The organism is Rhodococcus sp. UYP9, assembly GCF_040547235.1.
GTDB lineage: Bacteria > Actinomycetota > Actinomycetes > Mycobacteriales > Mycobacteriaceae > Rhodococcoides.
Genome location: NZ_JBEPPH010000001.1, coordinates 553,484 through 569,042 on the forward strand (window position 1 = coordinate 553,484; position 15,559 = coordinate 569,042).

Here is a 15,559-nt window from a genome sequence, read left to right on the forward strand (position 1 = left end):
GCACTCACAGAGCGATCGAGATGACATCCATCGCTGCACTCCAGCTCGCGGTCATCGCTGCGAGCGGATCTTCGAGTGACACCGCACGCCCGCGCGCGGCGCGGGCCATGCGGAACTGAACGGCTTTCGCGCCCTGAGCCACCTGCAGAAAATGAGGCACGGCCGCGCCGATACCGGCCACACCGCGGGCCTCGAGGTACCCGCAGAGGTCGGCGGCGAGTTCGGCGCTCGCGCCGCACTGACGGAGCAGACCGAACGACCACAGATGGAATGCGTCGGGACCGGACCGCTGAACCAGTGGGATATCGGCGATGACGCGTCGAGCAAGCGCGTCGACGGGGTTGTTCGACGGCCTCCGCGCGAAGTGCGCACGCGCAAGGTCGAGATCGCGGTCCCCCGCACCGCTCGCGATGGTGTTGCGGCCGAGCCTGATCTGCTCGACGTACGGAAGCAGGACCTCGGGATGCGGAGCGGGGGCGAGATTGAACACGCCGTCGAAATCTGCGCCCGAAAGCTCGAAGTAACCGCGGTTGTGGAAGTAGCCGAGCACCTTCTCGGTCTCGTCGAGCGAGTTCGGAACGATGGTGGTCTTGGTGTGGTTGTTGCGGTAACTGGTACCCGAGGTGTCGGGCAACCAGAAGCCGTCGACCTCCACGGTGACGAGCACACTGTCCTCGAGCCCCTCGCGGATGTGGTCGAGGATCGGACGCCACACGTTCATCTCGTGCACGTCGATGCCGTAGAGCGCGCGGAGATCCTCGGACTGCATCTTGACGAAGTCCCACTGCCGACCGTCGCAACCGGCGCTCAACACGAATGCCAATGCAGGAATCGGGTCGGCGCCCAGCGAATGGAGGAGTTCGATCCACAGATCGACATAGCAGTTGGTTTCGGTCCATACCCGTTCGTGGGAGTGGATGGAATGAGTCTCGTACGTCGAGGGGTTCAGGCTCAGCAGGCGTAGTTCGGTGGAAGACCGACGTACTGCCTCGGTAGTGCCGTCCGACGCGACCACGTCGGCATACCTGGAGATGACCGAACTGTCTGACGCCACTATGCCTCCTGCCGGATGACAAGCTCAGGGCTCGAAGCCGAATTGCCCATTTTGCCTGGATCGAGGGCTCAATACTAAACAATCGGTCTGTTTAGCGTCCAATCGAAGACTGTACAATTATTTGAGGCGCTGAAGCTGGCGGTTGGCCTGACTGATAAGGCGTGACACAACGGGCCGTCGGAAACGGCTGCAATCACAGAGCGAGCAGTCGCTTCCCTTGCGGTAATGCTGATGCGCAGTCCGCTGATGACGACACTTGCATACCGCGTCTGAGCTGGCCATAAACGTGAGTCTAGCCAATGATTCAGTCAACTATTGCCGCGTGCGGCTCATAAAACCGGAGGCGCCACAGTGCGACGCGTCTTACGTGGGATGGCACTTGTAGTTGCATGGGCGATCCTGATTTTCACCATCGCGATGCTGGCCGTTCGCCAACTGGGCGTGACGCAGATCATGCTGGTGGCCCTCGTCGTCGGAGCCCCCTACTTCGCAGTGTTCGCCGCCGTGGCGGCGATCCTTTTTACCGTGACACGCTCGCGCGTCGGCCTGGTCACGGCAGTAACGCTCGCGATCCTCCTCGTCGGCATCCAGATCCCCCGGTTCATCGCGGACACCGCGACCGCCACCGGGCAGGACATCACTGTCCTGACGGTCAACGTCGCGCACGGTGAGGCCGACGCCGCAGCGATCGTCGACGAGATCCGTACGAGCGATGCCGATCTTCTCGCCGTACAAGAACTCACCCCCGCCGAGGTCGACGACCTCACCCGCGCTGGGATCGACGATCTGCTGCCCTACAGCTTCACCGCCGCGCTGCCCGTCTCGGACGGCACCGGCTTGTGGAGCAGGACTCCGCTCACCGACGGCACGCGACTGTCCGACTTCGGTTTCGTACCGGTTCAGGCGAATACCGTCATCGACGGCGTCGCGGTGACCGTGGTGGCGTTTCATGCCATGTCGCCTGCAACACCACGCGACACCGTGCAGTGGGCAAAGGACCTCGACCGCATGCGCGCCTCGATGGAGTCCTACCCGGGAACAGTGCTGGTGGCCGGGGACTTCAACGCCACGGGCGACCATCGACAGTTCCGCGATCTGGCGAGCGCGGGCTTCGTCGACGCCGCCGAACGCGCGGGTTCGGGATTGTTCCGCACTTTCCCGTCGGACCGTCCGCTGGCGCAGCTCGACCACGTGGTGACGAGCGATACGGTCGACGCACTCGAGGTGCACCCCGTCCAGATCCCCGACTCCGACCACCTCGCGGTGTCCGCCCGACTTCGGCTGCCGGGCGCGTGAACTAGAACCTCGGCAGCTCGAACACCGGCGGCGGGGGTAGCTGGAACTGTGGAAGCTTCAGGCCAGGTAGACCCGGTATCAGGGGCGGGGGCTCGGGTGCCGGCGGTGGTGCAGGAGCGGGCGTCGGATCCTCGTATTGCGGTGCCTCGTAGGTCTCGACCGGCTCCGGCGCCGGAACCACCGGCTGGGGCGTCGGCCGGGGCACCGTGGTGGTGGACGGCGCGGGACGTGTCGTCGACGGCACGGTCGTCGTAGGTTCGACGTTGTCTGTGGGCGCACTTGTCGAGTTGTCCGAATTGCCGTACCCGAGGGTGAGACCGAGGGCGGCAATGGCTGCCAGCCCGGCCGCAACGAGCGCCGCGCCGCGAACCTTTCGAGTGGACGTCACAGGTCTGTCGGCGGGCTCCGGGCTCAGCCATTCGGGGGCACCGGTGAGCGCCAAAGACGATGCGGCCTCGGTGGCCAGGTTCTCCACCGGCGTCGCGAGCAGGGCTGCACCCTTGGCTGCGACGGACTCGGGATCACGAGGCGTCACCACTGGCAGTCCGGTCCACGACCTGATGATGTTTTCGACCAACGGAATCCGAGCGCCACCGCCGATCAGGAACACGGCATCGACGTACTGCGGCGATCGAGTGAGCACATCCCGAAGCAACCGTGCCGAATACTCGATGGGGACCGTGACGAGTGCCTCGAACGCCTCACGGGAGATGAGGATGACGCCGCTGTCACCGGGAAGGCAGACTGCGCCGTTGACGGACAGTTGTTCCTTCGCGATACGGCACCGGCTGGTGAACTCTGCGATACCGAGTGCGGGAGGTGGCTCGGCCCCGCGCCTGGAGAGTTGGTTGTCGCAGATGAGCCGATCGAAATCGTCACCGCTGATGTCGGTGGTTCTTTCGGCCAGCAACACGTCACCGCTCGCGCGATCGATCACGCTGATGGTCAGACCGGAGCTTCCCAGGTCGTACAGCCCGATCGTGCCGAAGTTGGCCAGCTCGCCTGACGCTTCCAGGTAGGCCAGAGCCGCTCTGGCCTCGGGGACCAGCCGGTAGTTGTAGAGACGCTGGTTCGCCATCGCCTGCTGAATCTCACCGAACTGCTGCTGATCGCGGTAGGCGACGCCGGTCGCCTCGACTTCAGGGCATCCGTTGCGCTGGGAGAGGACCACACCGATCGACTCGGCGGCTACGTCTTCCGCGCAGTCCTGCCAGTAGGCGTCGACCGTGTCACTGTAGAAATCGAGACCCTGCCTGCCTGCCGAGTACATCCGCAAGTCGGGACGAGCCATGCGGACGGCACTCGACCCCACCGAAACACCGAGAACCTCAGTCATGACCTGCCTCACTTGGAGGCGCACGTCTCGAGCGCACGCCACTGGGACTCGCCGAAGAAAGAGATACAAAGATCCACTCTCGGTGCCCCCACTCGGCAATACTGTAGCGCGGCCGTTGCTCGATGGCGATCGCCGTAACGTAGACCCCGTGCATATCCTCTTCGTTTGTACAGGCAACATCTGCCGCTCCCCCACCGCCGAACGTCTGGCCGTGGCGTACGCCGCCGAAAGGGGGTTGACGTTGACCGCTTCCAGCGCTGGTACCCATGGGCTGACCGGTCACCCCATGGACCAGTCCGCGGCCACCGTGCTGCGTCAACTCGGCGGGGACGAGGAAGGGTTCGTCGCGCGACGCATCTCGCCTCGAATGGCGGAGGAAGCGGACCTGATCCTCACCATGACCAGCCGCCACCGCGACGCCGTGCTGGGCATCGCGCCTCGTAGGTTGCGTCGGACGTTCACGTTGCTCGAGGCTGCAGAGCTGGTGCGGTCTTCCGAAGCCACCTCGCTCGACCAGATCGCCGACGCCCGTGCGAAACACTCGGTATCGACCTTGGACATCGAGGATCCGTACAAGCGGGCGCACGAGATGTACGAGGAAATCGGACAGCAAATAGCCGATACTCTGCCCGAAATACTTCGGTTGATATGACTCGCGGTCCGTTTGAATCCCATCGAGCAGTTAGCTTGACCACCGGATACGCGGTATCGGTCAAACGTACGGTCCGGTATCTTTCCGATAGGAAATTTGCCGTCGCATGATGCAAGATGTGACACATGCCGATGTATCAGGTCAGAACCGAGGACGAAGTACTCGCCGAAGCCGAGCTTCCGACCGACAGCAAAGCGATGACGTGGGCCGTCCGCATGACGACCGTGCACCGTAAGGCCCTCCGCGGGCGTCGATGGCAAGGTCACCGTCTCGTAGGCGGCGTATGGGAGCACCGATTCGGTGGAGGCCGCCGTACCGCAGCACGCGGCGATGCCGCTGCCGGCTGAGCACCACTCCCTCTTTCTGCGGTAGCGTTCGCAGGTCATTTCCGCGGAAACTTGGCCGGCGGGAACCGGAGTGAGGGTTGATCTACATGCGCGACAAAGTCATCGCGGTATCGGCGGTGGCAATCGCAGGTGTCGCAGTAGCCGTCGGACTGACCATCGGAGCGCTGGGCGGAGCGTTCTCCGATACGACCACCACGGTGCACCCCCCGGCCCTGCGATCGGACCTGAGCTCCGCTGTGCGCGCCGCACCCTCCACCGGCATCCTCGTCCCGCCGTCGCCGACGTGGAAGGTGGCGGTCCCCACGACGCCCAAGCCCACAACGACAACCCCGCCCACCACCACTCCCCAGCCCACCACGACTCCCCCGGGAACCACACCTTCAGGTACGACGACGGCCAAGGCGACACCCGGGGCGAGTACTACCGAATCGTCGTCGACGAAGGTACCTCGCAGCAGCACCAGCGGACAGCAACCCGCAACCTCCTCGAAAGTGACCACGCCGAAGCGCTGAGGAGTTCTGCCTTCGCCCTCAGGCGGGCGTGAATCCGATTTCCGATATCTCGGACGCGAATCCGGATGTGGCGGGAGCAAGCGCGGCCACCCACACCAACACCGCACGTGAACCCGGAACCACCTCGGTCGGGATGGTCGTCACGCCGCGGCCCGTGACAGCGGACCCGAGGACACGCGTCGAGCTCAGCGTGCCGTCCGGTTCCGGTGGCGTCCGGATCTCCACGGTCGTCCCGGCCACCGGGGTCGAAACCCAGACTTCGTCGAAGTCCACCTGATAAGCGAAGTTCACCAGGAGGCCGATTCCATTGTTGGTCGTGCCGAAGGGGCTCCGATAGTTGTCCGTGGACCATGCGGTCGCCGGGTTGGCATCGATGGCCAGTCTCGCATCTTCTGGGTTGTCCGGGCTGCGTACCGCGGACCACACCTCGGCGCCGGCCGGCAGAATCGGTGCGGGTGCCGGCGGTGGCTTGGTAGGCATCGCCGACGGCAGTTCCGGTGCCGCGGCCACGTTGGATACGTCGCCGAGGTTGTTCGCCAGCAACGTGGTGGACAGTAACCACCCCAGCAAGCCGAAGGCCCCGATCACTGCGCCCGCAGCGAGCACCCACGTCAACTGTCGACGTGGCCCTGCGGCATCGGGGTCTGGCGGCGCCTCGATCGGTGGAGCGAAGGGACGGCGAGACCCGAGTTCCTCGACCACGGCGACGTACGGCGTCGCCTCCAGGACGTCGAACTGTCCTTGTCTTCCTCGACCGTATGCACGCGCGGTCTCGATGAATCTTCTGATCGCGTCGGGGCGCGGGTCATGGGACTGGATTACCGTGGTGCGGAACAGCGATAGGGAAAAGTCACGACCGGAGGTCAGGTCCTTGGCACGCCAACGGGCGCCCCAGCCGATGGACGGGCGACGCTGCAGCAATCGATACCGGTCCGCAACCACGGCACCCGGCACCTGCGAAGCATTCAATTGCGCCTCCACCCTCGGACTATGTCCCGATGGAGCGATTGTGCTACTTCACAATGTGCATGTCATGGCATTGACCGAAGTCGGGTAGTGCGACTGCGGTCAGACAGATACAGGTGCGTCCCAGATGAGGCGGACCGTTGTGCCATCGTGATCGGATGTCACGGCTGTCGTGTCGGCGAGCGCATGCATCAGGGGGACACCCCGTCCACGGGTGGAGTCGGGCGCATGGACAGCCCACTCACCGTGGTCGCAGATGACCACTTCGATGGAGCCGGTCGCCGGGACGAACTGCGCATGCAGATCCAACGTCCCCGGCCCGGATGCTCCGGCGTACGCGTGCTCGACGGAATTGGCCAGCGCCTCATAGGTAGCCAACACCACGTCGTAGACACGGTTGGGGTCCACGTCGAGACCGGTCAGCCACTGGTTCAGCGCGATCCGAAGTGCAGACGCTCGATCTGCCACGGCCGCTTCCCCGTCGAAGTCCAGGTGCATGACGTCCTCGAGTCGCGGGCTGGAGTTCGGTTCGGTGGCAGGAGGGACCGTCGGGTCGCTCCCACCGAACACAATTGCCATCATTGCTCCGTCATACCCAAAGCGTCAGGATTTACCCACCTGAAGCGCATCCAGCGCCTCCTCTACCGTCGCAAAGATTCCGAATAGCTGATCGAGCCCGACCAGCGTCAGTGGCCGGCCCGTGGCTGGGCCGTCCGCGACCACGGCAAACCCTGCCGTGTCACCGAGTTTCTGATGTGTGGAGGCCAGCAGCGACATTCCCGCCGAAGCGAGGAATCCGACGCTGGAAAGATCGATGACGAGGGCCGTCGGCTGCTTCCCGCAGACCAACTCGACCGATTCCGTCAGCTGCGGTGCGGTCACCAAATCGAGCTCACCGGAGACCGTCACGATGGCCGCAGTGCCACGCCACTGAACAGCCACGTCGAAATGTTGAGGGCCGAGCCCTGACTCGTCAAGCGTCACAGTCGACAAACATACCCGAGGAACGCAAGTCCCTTCATCTGGTGTGATTCTCGACGCCGGATGCTCTCTCACCTGGCGTCGCTGCCGATTCACACTAGGGTGAAATGCGATGAGCTACGACAGATTTCCCGCCACCGCCGCGGTCGCCTTCGGCGGTGCACTCGGGGCGATGGTCCGCTACGAAATCTGGGATCGGCGCGAGTCCGCACGATGGCTTCTGCTGAGCACGTTTTCGATCAACGTGGTCGGGTGCCTACTACTCGGCGCCACGTTGGGTTATCTGTCCGGCCGCGCAGCACCGATCCTGCGGCCCCTTGTCATCGGGACGTCCTGCGGTTTCACCACGTTCAGCTTCTATGCGCTGCAGGGAGTCACGCATGACAATGCGTGGAATTCGGTCGTCTACATCGTGGTGACACCCATCGTGGCCGTCGCAGCGCTCGGCATCGGCGCGCTCATCACTCGCCCCCACGAGTCCGTCGGATGACCGTGCTGCTCCTCGTCGCCATCGGTGGCGCGTGCGGAGCTCTCGCGCATTACGTGATCACCGGCTCGGTCACCGACAGTCGACGGGTCCTCCTGCTGACAATGGTCTCCTGCGGAGTGCTCGGGTTCTTCGTGGCCGCGTCGCCCCCGCAGTGGATCCTCGGCCTCGCCGGTTTCGGCTTCCTCGCCTCGCTGGCGCCGATGTCCTCGGTCGCTCTGCTGACGGTCGGGTACGCGCGTCGACGACGGTTTCGAGTGGCGGCACTGTTTCTCACCGCCAATGTCGTCGGTGCGATCGCCTGCGCGATGCTCGGGTTCCTACTGTGGAAGTCCGGTGTCACGCTCTACAGCAAACTCTGACTCACTCAGACGTTGCCGCATCCACCCTGCACGCCGGCTTTGACGAAGCCCGCAATCTGATACAGGTAGGTGTATTCCCATTGCACGAGCGAAAAGTCATAGGTGCGTGGGACCGGACGCATGATGACCTCGCCGTCGAAGCATTGACCGAAAATGAAGCGAGCGCGCGGCAGATGGTAACGCCAGCTCACGACGATGACGTGCTTCCAACCACGTTCCTGCGCAAGCTGCTGGGTGAAGATGGCTTCCCCACGAGTCGTGCTGGGGACCGGATCGACACACAGCACGGTGTACTTCGACGTCTTCTTGTCGCAGTACTTCTTCATGACCGGATCCTTGGCACCGTAAGGATCCGACAGCACCACGGTGTCGGCAACACCTTGCTCGGCCAACGACACGCCGTACGCCTCTCGGCCATCGTGCTCACCGCCCAGAACGATGATCGCGTCCGCAGAGGTCACCGGGTCGATCGCGGCCCTCGTGAACGTCAGGTAGCCGCCGAATCCGATCAGCGAGACAAGTAGAACCGGAAGCATGATGGCAACAATGACCAAAGGGCTCCGGCGAATCACACCTCGAGCCTAATCAGCGAGGCCGACCGGTGCATTTTCAGCGACCAACGTCACCTGCGGGGTGGCCGCTGTCAACTGGCCATCCGTCCGCTTGAATGGACCATTCACGCGGTAGGGCGGCCGCGCTCCCCGCTTGAATGGACCACCGAAGACATCAGATCGTATGAATGTCACATTGAAGCGATGGGTGGGCCGCCGAAACGGCAAACCGACCGCATGAATGGACCATTCACGCGCCGACCGGCCGCCGAAACGGCAGCCGGTCGCGCGAATGACTTACTGGCTCGGCTGCGGCAGATTGCAGTCCGTGACCTTCGGGTTGACGCCTGCGTAGTTGAGCGGGCCTGCGACGACCGTGAGAGCGATCGTGCCGACACCTGCGCAGTTCTCGGGTGCACTGGAGACGTATCCGCGTTGGAATACTGCGATACCTCCGACCACGAGCCATATAAGGACGATCAGAGTGACGAACCGCATGATGTAACCCCTCCCGTAGCCGACCTTCGGCTACCGCGAATGGAGCGTATACCCCAACGATCGGGCCCCAAACCCTCTGCGCTGCCGGGGAAAAATGCCGCAGCTCAGCCCTCGACGCGAGTGGCAGTGATCGATCCGGCCGGCGAACTCAACGTCACGGTGTCTTCACCGAGTGTCCATACGGGTGTGGAGTCGAGGAATTCCTGCAGCCAGCGGTCCTGCTCCATCAGCGCATCGTCGCACGCCATCATCGTCGATCCCATCGGACCGTTCGACGCTTCGGATCCGGGTCCGTCGATGACCCCGGCCTCGTTGTTCAGGGCTCCGAAGAATGTGTTGCATCCAGCGTTGAATGCGACGGAATCGCCGGTGGTCGCTATCGAGATCTTCATCGAGGTGCCTGGCACGAGCGCATGTCCGCTCACCTCGGCCGCCTCGAACTGCTCGAATGTCTCCGCGTCGGTATCCGGTTGCGCTCCAGCACTTTCCGAAGCACTTACCGAAGCACTCTCCGACACTGTCGCCGACGAGTCACTGCCCTTACCGCATGCCGATAGACAGGCGAGGACGAGCGCGATCGTCACGCTGTTACGTACTACGCCGACTCGAACGAATGTCATCGATGCACTCCCTGGCAGATTCGACGGGCCCGAGTACGCGCCCGCAAGCACTGTACTGGGATCATCCGACCGGTTCAGTGCAACGGTTTGAGTACCCGACTCGGCACCCAGTGCGTGACTGTCTCACTACGATCCTTGGACATCAGCTCGTAGGTGACTCTGCCGATCCAGTCGCCGTCGACTGTCATCGACCATTCCGTCAAGTCGCCGGGCACCACTTTTCTGACGTCGAACCCCTCCGCGGTGTAGTTGCCATGATGGTGCGGTGGCTGCGGATAGAGGATCGCCAGGTCGATCAACACCTTGACCGACGGGGTGAGCACCTCGAACGGTCGTTGCGAATCTGCACCTCCTCTCGATCTACGCGCAGCCATTGTTCGACCATACGTTCGAATCGGCTCGTACTCAATCCGGCGTGGTGACATTTCCCAACAAGTGGATGTCCGACTCGACAAGAGGCACCCTCTCCTGTGACGGTTATGCGGACCTACGCCCCGATCCGTTTGGAGACATACCCGCATGAAGCTTTCGTCCTTACCCGTCCTGTGCATTGCTGCCGCTGTCTCCGTGGGGCTGGCCGGTTGCGGATCGGACGACAGTGCAGATGCTGCCCCAGAGGTAGATATCTGCGCACAACTGCAGGACATTGCGGACTTCGAAACTTCCTCGATGAGCACCCTGGCCGGAGACCCGAGCGATTGGCCTGCGATGCAGGCATCGTTGAAGACGTACGCGGACGGCCTGAGCGAGCATTACGACCCGGCGATCGACGCCAACGATCCCGATGTCTCGCCCGATCTCGCCAAGCTCAAGGATGCCAGCGTCGTCGCCACGAGCACTGCTGCCGATGCGCCGACGTACGAGGCTTTCACCGAAAAGTCGACGACATCGATGGACGCCGACACCGCGCAGGACGCGATGGCGGCCAGCGATCGGGTCAACAAGTACGCGACCGAGAAGTGCGGATTCTCGCTCAGTCAGCCACCTGCTTAGGCCGATATCGGTAGCGAGCCGACACTCGCCTCGACGGCGAGAAAGTACACATCTCGCCGTCGAACCGAAGCCGTCGAACCGAAGCCGTCGAAACTGCGAGAAGCGAATTCAGTGGGCGGCGGCCAGTTCGGCTTCGGATGGCTCCTGCTCCGTCTGCCGGACGAAGAAGGACGCTGCAACCGCGACGAGCGATATTCCGCCTCCACAGACGAAGGCTGCCTGGACGCCGGACTCGCTCGCGCTGATTCCTTCTGCACCGCCGGCAAGTTTCGATGCAGCGGTATTGGACATGACCGTCACGAAAAGTGCGGTGCCTGCTGCACCGGCCAGTTGCTGGACGGTATTGAGGATCGCGCTGCCGTGCGAATACAGATCCCTGGACAGCGATCCCAGCGACGACGTCATCAGTGGCGTCATGATCAACGCGAGACCGATCGACAACAGGACATGGATGCCGATGGCCATCGCAAGCGGGGACTCCGCGTCGAGCGAGGTCATGAGCCACAACGCAGCGCTGACGACGATGGTGCCGGGCACGACGAGTGGTCGGGCGCCGATCCGGTCGAATGCTCGACCGACGAACGGAGCGAGGATTCCCATCATCAAGCCGCCCGGCAACAGCATGAGACCTGTTGTGAGAGTGTCGAGTCCACGCACGTTCTGCAAGTAGATCGGCAGGAGGATCAGTGCCCCGAACAGGGTCATGAGACTGACCGCCAGCAGCCCGAGCCCGATACTGAACGCGGGCGTGGAGAATGGACGTAGATCGAGGAGGGCGCGTCCCTCCTTCTGTCGCGATATCTGTCGGAGCACGAAGACAACCAGTGCAACAGCGCCGATGACGAGTGGTAGCCATACCGGCACGGGCGACCCCTCGGAGGAATGGCCGATGCCGGCGAGGCCGTAGACGATTCCACCGAATGCGAACGCGGACAGTACAACCGATAGGCCATCGAACGGGGGCTTGCCCGTCGCGCCGACATTCTTCACCAGTGCCGCTCCCACCCCGAACGCAACGAGTGCGATCGGCAGCACCAACCAGAACATCGCGCGCCAGGCGAACGAGTCGAGCACGATGCCGGAGATTGTGGGGCCGACGGCAGGCGCGACGGCGATGACGATCGAGATGACACCCATCATCTTGCCGCGCTGGTGCACTGGGACGAGCCCGAGCACGGTGGTGATCAGCAACGGGAGCATGATGGCGGTGCCGCCGGCCTGAATCACTCTGCCCGCCAACAGGAGTTCGAATCCAGGTGCTAAGGCTGCCAGCAACGTTCCGGCGCTGAACAAGGTCATCGCAGTGATGAACATCTGCCGCAGGGTGAAACGCTGAAACAGGTACCCCGTCGTCGGGATGACGACCGCCATGGTGAGCATGAACCCAGTGGTCAACCACTGCGCGGTAGTGGCAGTGATGGCTAGGTCGACCATGAGCCTGGGCAGCGCGACGCTCATGATCGTCTCGTTGAGAATCATCACGAAGGAAGCGACTACCAAGACGGCGATCAACATCTTGCTCGCCGAGGACAGCTCTTCCTCGGGGACGGTGTCTTGTGTCTGCATGAAGTAACTCTCCGGTTGGTCTCGACAGTTGCGATAGTTTCACGCAGCATGACAGTGACTGTCAATTCGATTCTCGCTGGTAAGTTGACGCCGGAACGACAGGAGGTGGCCAGTGGGCGCACACAAGACGGACGCTGCCATCAGCGCAGTCCCCGACCTGCGCGAACGACGGCGTAGGGAAACCCGACGTGAGATATCGGAGGCTGCCCTTGACCTGTTCGAACTTCAGGGAGCTGCCGCCACGACAGTCGACGACATCGCCCGTCGAGCCGGAGTGTCGCCGAGTACCTTCTTCCGGTCTTTTGCAACCAAAGAGGAATCGGTACTGATCGCTGATATCGAGTTCGAGGCCGAGTTCACCGAATGGCTCGAGTCTTCGGCATCGGAACGCATCACACTCGACGCGATCGAGAACATCTACGAACGCTCTGTAGTTCGATTCGCTACGGCGTCCGACGGCAGCGCTGAACGACTGCTGCGGGTTCGACGACTCGTCCTGTCGGACGCTCAGGTGCGATCCGCTGCCTACGCCGCAGACGCGGTGATGCTGGCCTGTCTGGCCGAGAGGGTGGCGACGAAACTGGACGTACCTTCTACCGCTCGCCTACTCATCGAGACGGCGGCATTGACCCTCCGAATCGCGGTGGACCGCTGGGCGGAGGTGGTCGACGGGGGTGACGAGTCCGCCGATCTCGTCACTGTTTATCGCGCAGTTCGGTCCGATCTTCGGCGCCTGGTTCGCGACTGAAACCCAGCGTCACCGCCAACGTGCGACGAACCTTCGCTGCCAGGAAGTTTCGACGGCCCGGTGCGAGTAGTGGTCACGCACGTACCGGACGGCGTCGACGTTCGGGATTCCGTCGAGCACGACTGCACATGCGAGCGCCGTCCCCGTTCGGCCGTAACCGCCGCCGCAGGCAATCTCGACCCGCTCGCCGTCCGCTCGGTGGAGTGCTTCTTCGAGAGCTGCAGCAAACTGCGTTCGGTCGAGTGGGAGCCAGAAGTCGGGCCATCGAACCCACCGGCTCGGCCAATCGAACGGTCCCGGGTCGCGACCCGTCAGGTAGATACCGAACTCGGGTTGCGGTCCGGCCGGCAGCGCTGTGCGCAGCCCCCTCCCCCGAATCAGGCGTCCCGACGGCAGTGGCATGACTCCGGCTGCGTCCTCGTCCCACATCGGATCTACCTGGTGAATTCGTATGCGGCGGGGTCGGCGGTGCGCAGGCGTCGACGCATGGTATCTGTGGACCAGGGCCAGCTGAAGCTGTTGGTGCCGGTTTTGTCGATGAAGTAGCTGGTGCAACCGCCGATGTTGTAGACGGTCGTGGCGAGGGCGTCCGTTCGGTCGTTGTTGTAGGTCTGTTCGGCATCGGCACGGGTGTCGAATACTTTCGCACCGAGTTCGCGGGTGGTGCGCACGAGGGACCTGATCAGACCCAGCTGCGTTTCGGTGACGGTGAAGGCGGACGCCAGGGTCCCCAGTCCTGGGCCCAGCAGGATCGCGAAGTTGGGGAAGCCGTGGGTGGTGGTTCCGAGGTAGACCTTGGGGCTGCCGCGCCAGTGGTCGCTCAGGCTCAGCCCGTCTGCGTCGAATACTTGTTCTGCCAGAGGCATATCCGTGATGTGGAAGCCGGTGCCGTAGATGATGACGTCGGCGGGCACTTCGATGCCGTCGGTTCCGATGACTCCGGTTTCGGTGAGGCGGGCGACGCCGCTCGGGCGCACTGTGACGTCGGCGCGGTCGAGTGTCGGATACCAGGTGTTGGCGAACAGTGGACGTTTGCATCCGAAAACGTATTCGGGAGTGACGATCTCACGAAGATCGGCATCACTGATCTGACGTTTGATCTGCCAACGGCCGATGGTGTGGGCAATTTTCATTGCTCTGCTGTGCCGGGTTCCGAACGCGACGAGTTCGAGGATGCGGTAGATGACGGCGCGCTGGATGCGAGCGACTGCGGGACTGCGTCGCAGTAGCCAACGGAATGCTGTGGGCTGATGGTAGTTCGGCTTCGGGAGTACCCACTGCGGCGTGCGCTGATAGATCGTCACGTGTTCGGCGGCGTCGACGATCTCGGGCACGAATTGCACTGCGGATGCGCCTGTTCCGATGACGACGACGCGTTTGCCGGACAGGTCGACGTCGTGTCGCCAGCGTGCGGAGTGGAAGGTGACACCGCCGAAGTCGGCCGCGCCGGGGAGATCGGGAACGGACGGTGTGCTCCACGGTCCGGCTGCGCCGATCGCGAGAGTTGCCGTGACATCTCCGGCATCGGTTCGGATCTTCCACTGGCCGTTCGCGTCGTCCCAGTGCGCGCCGAGGAAGGTGACGCCGAACCGTACGGCGTCGCGCACGCCCCAGTGCTCGGCGGTGTCGACGAGGTAGCGCTGAATTTCCTGTTGGTTTGCATAGAGTTTCGACCAGTCGGCGTTGTGGGCATCGGTGTACGAGTAGATCGGCGACGGCACGTCGCATTCGCATCCGGGGTAGGTGTTCTCGCGCCAGGTGCCACCGAACTCGGCGGCTCGTTCGATGATCAGAATGCTCTGCACACCCTCCTCGCGCAGCGCTCGATAGGCGGCGATGCCGGACATACCTGCGCCGACGATGACGGCGTCGTACTCACCGTCGAGAGTGTGGGTCATTCGCGTGTGCTCCTCGGATCGAGACGGTTCAAGTACCATGAGCATTGAAATACCATCGGTATCCGAAAGTCAATCGAAGGAGGCGAAGGCATGGCGCGACTGACCCGCGAGGAGTCTCGGGAGAGAACGCGGGCGGCCCTGCTGGACGTCGCAACCGAACACTTCCTCGACCGCGGCTACGCGGATACCTCCGTCGACCGGATCGCGGAGGAAGCCGGATACTCGAAGGGCGCCGTCTATTCGAACTTCGGCGGGAAAGACGAACTCTGCCGCGACGTCATTCGGGGGATCCGCGCACACAAGCTGACCGAGGCTGCCCAACTCACCGTGAGCATCACCAGCGTCGATACGTTCGAGTCGGCCGTTCGCCAGTGGTGCGAGCACGCGATCGGCGACCGCCGTTGGGCGCTACTGGAAATGGAGTTCGGCGCGCGTGGCCGCGTAAATCCCGTGATCGAGGAAGAGATCAGGGAGTCCAACCGCCAACTTCGCGCCGCGGCGGCCTATATGTTGGCCGACTTCGCTCGCAGACTCGACGTCGAGTTGGCCGATACTCCCGAGAAGTCTGCCGACATCGTCGTGGGCCTCTGTCTGGGGATCGGGGTTCAACGAGCCTTCGATCCCGATATCTCCATCGAAGACCTCGTACACACGATCGTCAGACACGTGATCGCCACCTGACCGAAAAGCAG

General features: G+C 63.2%; 21 protein-coding genes. 9 read left to right on the forward strand and 12 right to left on the reverse strand.

Annotated features, from left to right (window positions below; genetic code table 11):
* Window positions 1–4 precede the first annotated feature (4 nt).
* On the reverse strand, window positions 5–1,015 hold the full coding sequence (locus ABIB36_RS02585; protein ID WP_502944868.1) for a DUF1839 family protein: 1,011 nt from the start codon (window positions 1,013–1,015) through the stop codon (window positions 5–7).
* A 411-nt stretch (window positions 1,016–1,426) separates the two neighbouring features.
* Here ABIB36_RS02585 and ABIB36_RS02590 point away from each other — a divergent pair, with 411 nt between their 5' ends.
* The gene (locus tag ABIB36_RS02590) at window positions 1,427–2,350 is read left to right on the forward strand and encodes an endonuclease/exonuclease/phosphatase family protein (protein ID WP_256895649.1); all 924 of its coding nucleotides are present in this window, start codon (window positions 1,427–1,429) and stop codon (window positions 2,348–2,350) included.
* A 1-nt stretch (window position 2,351) separates the two neighbouring features.
* Here ABIB36_RS02590 and ABIB36_RS02595 read toward each other — a convergent pair whose 3' ends face one another.
* Window positions 2,352–3,686, reverse strand: a complete 1,335-nt coding sequence (locus ABIB36_RS02595) for an Hsp70 family protein (protein WP_256895648.1) — start codon at window positions 3,684–3,686, stop codon at window positions 2,352–2,354.
* A 148-nt stretch (window positions 3,687–3,834) separates the two neighbouring features.
* Between ABIB36_RS02595 and ABIB36_RS02600 the strand changes: the two genes are divergently transcribed.
* From ABIB36_RS02600 to ABIB36_RS02610, 3 genes are all read left to right on the forward strand, one after another.
* Window positions 3,835–4,338: an arsenate reductase/protein-tyrosine-phosphatase family protein gene (locus ABIB36_RS02600; RefSeq protein ID WP_354559043.1), complete on the forward strand. Its 504-nt coding sequence runs from the start codon at window positions 3,835–3,837 to the stop codon at window positions 4,336–4,338.
* 125 nt (window positions 4,339–4,463) lie between these two features.
* Window positions 4,464–4,685, forward strand: a complete 222-nt coding sequence (locus tag ABIB36_RS02605) for a hypothetical protein (protein WP_084347170.1) — start codon at window positions 4,464–4,466, stop codon at window positions 4,683–4,685.
* Between the two features lie 86 nt (window positions 4,686–4,771).
* Window positions 4,772–5,197, forward strand: a complete 426-nt coding sequence (locus ABIB36_RS02610; protein WP_354559044.1) for a hypothetical protein — start codon at window positions 4,772–4,774, stop codon at window positions 5,195–5,197.
* 18 nt (window positions 5,198–5,215) lie between these two features.
* Here ABIB36_RS02610 and ABIB36_RS02615 read toward each other — a convergent pair whose 3' ends face one another.
* The 3 genes from ABIB36_RS02615 to ABIB36_RS02625 form a co-directional block, all read right to left on the reverse strand.
* Complete coding sequence (locus tag ABIB36_RS02615; protein WP_084347169.1) at window positions 5,216–6,178, reverse strand: protein kinase family protein; 963 nt, start codon at window positions 6,176–6,178, stop codon at window positions 5,216–5,218.
* Window positions 6,179–6,265: 87 nt separating this feature from the next.
* Complete coding sequence (locus tag ABIB36_RS02620) at window positions 6,266–6,742, reverse strand: ATP-binding protein (protein WP_354559045.1); 477 nt, start codon at window positions 6,740–6,742, stop codon at window positions 6,266–6,268.
* Between the two features lie 24 nt (window positions 6,743–6,766).
* Window positions 6,767–7,105, reverse strand: a complete 339-nt coding sequence (locus tag ABIB36_RS02625) for an STAS domain-containing protein (protein WP_256895644.1) — start codon at window positions 7,103–7,105, stop codon at window positions 6,767–6,769.
* A 151-nt stretch (window positions 7,106–7,256) separates the two neighbouring features.
* Between ABIB36_RS02625 and ABIB36_RS02630 the strand changes: the two genes are divergently transcribed.
* Window positions 7,257–7,634: a fluoride efflux transporter FluC gene (locus ABIB36_RS02630; protein ID WP_084347167.1), complete on the forward strand. Its 378-nt coding sequence runs from the start codon at window positions 7,257–7,259 to the stop codon at window positions 7,632–7,634.
* Window positions 7,631–7,993 carry a CrcB family protein gene (locus tag ABIB36_RS02635; protein ID WP_084347166.1) on the forward strand — a complete coding sequence of 121 codons (363 nt, stop codon included), beginning with the start codon at window positions 7,631–7,633 and terminating at the stop codon, window positions 7,991–7,993. Before ABIB36_RS02630 ends, ABIB36_RS02635 begins: the two co-directional genes overlap by 4 nt.
* 5 nt (window positions 7,994–7,998) lie before the next feature.
* Here ABIB36_RS02635 and ABIB36_RS02640 read toward each other — a convergent pair whose 3' ends face one another.
* The 4 genes from ABIB36_RS02640 to ABIB36_RS02655 all read right to left on the reverse strand — a co-directional run bounded on the left by ABIB36_RS02640 (window position 7,999) and on the right by ABIB36_RS02655 (window position 10,036).
* Window positions 7,999–8,529: a YdcF family protein gene (locus ABIB36_RS02640; RefSeq protein ID WP_502944869.1), complete on the reverse strand. Its 531-nt coding sequence runs from the start codon at window positions 8,527–8,529 to the stop codon at window positions 7,999–8,001.
* A 312-nt stretch (window positions 8,530–8,841) separates the two neighbouring features.
* Window positions 8,842–9,042 (reverse strand): hypothetical protein, encoded by a 201-nt coding sequence (locus ABIB36_RS02645; protein WP_084347164.1) that lies wholly within the window; start codon window positions 9,040–9,042, stop codon window positions 8,842–8,844.
* 104 nt (window positions 9,043–9,146) lie between these two features.
* Window positions 9,147–9,662, reverse strand: coding sequence for an META domain-containing protein (locus tag ABIB36_RS02650; protein WP_354559047.1), 516 nt, complete (start codon window positions 9,660–9,662; stop codon window positions 9,147–9,149).
* Window positions 9,663–9,736: 74 nt separating this feature from the next.
* Complete coding sequence (locus ABIB36_RS02655; RefSeq protein ID WP_084347162.1) at window positions 9,737–10,036, reverse strand: hypothetical protein; 300 nt, start codon at window positions 10,034–10,036, stop codon at window positions 9,737–9,739.
* 145 nt (window positions 10,037–10,181) lie between these two features.
* Between ABIB36_RS02655 and ABIB36_RS02660 the strand changes: the two genes are divergently transcribed.
* Entirely contained in the window at window positions 10,182–10,655 is a 474-nt protein-coding gene (locus ABIB36_RS02660; RefSeq protein ID WP_084347161.1) for a hypothetical protein, read from the forward strand.
* A gap of 108 nt (window positions 10,656–10,763) precedes the next feature.
* Here the strand turns inward: ABIB36_RS02660 and ABIB36_RS02665 are convergent, their stop codons facing one another.
* Window positions 10,764–12,221, reverse strand: coding sequence for an MDR family MFS transporter (locus ABIB36_RS02665; RefSeq protein WP_354559048.1), 1,458 nt, complete (start codon window positions 12,219–12,221; stop codon window positions 10,764–10,766).
* Between the two features lie 112 nt (window positions 12,222–12,333).
* Here ABIB36_RS02665 and ABIB36_RS02670 point away from each other — a divergent pair, with 112 nt between their 5' ends.
* A complete protein-coding gene (locus ABIB36_RS02670; protein ID WP_354559049.1) occupies window positions 12,334–12,969 on the forward strand; it encodes a TetR/AcrR family transcriptional regulator in 636 nt (211 codons plus the stop codon).
* Between the two features lie 9 nt (window positions 12,970–12,978).
* Here ABIB36_RS02670 and ABIB36_RS02675 read toward each other — a convergent pair whose 3' ends face one another.
* Both ABIB36_RS02675 and ABIB36_RS02680 read right to left on the reverse strand, forming a co-directional pair.
* Entirely contained in the window at window positions 12,979–13,398 is a 420-nt protein-coding gene (locus ABIB36_RS02675; protein WP_354559050.1) for a protein-tyrosine phosphatase family protein, read from the reverse strand.
* Between the two features lie 5 nt (window positions 13,399–13,403).
* The gene (locus tag ABIB36_RS02680; protein WP_354559051.1) at window positions 13,404–14,867 is read right to left on the reverse strand and encodes a flavin-containing monooxygenase; all 1,464 of its coding nucleotides are present in this window, start codon (window positions 14,865–14,867) and stop codon (window positions 13,404–13,406) included.
* 90 nt (window positions 14,868–14,957) lie between these two features.
* Between ABIB36_RS02680 and ABIB36_RS02685 the strand changes: the two genes are divergently transcribed.
* Window positions 14,958–15,548: a TetR/AcrR family transcriptional regulator gene (locus tag ABIB36_RS02685; protein WP_084347157.1), complete on the forward strand. Its 591-nt coding sequence runs from the start codon at window positions 14,958–14,960 to the stop codon at window positions 15,546–15,548.
* Window positions 15,549–15,559 lie beyond the last annotated feature (11 nt).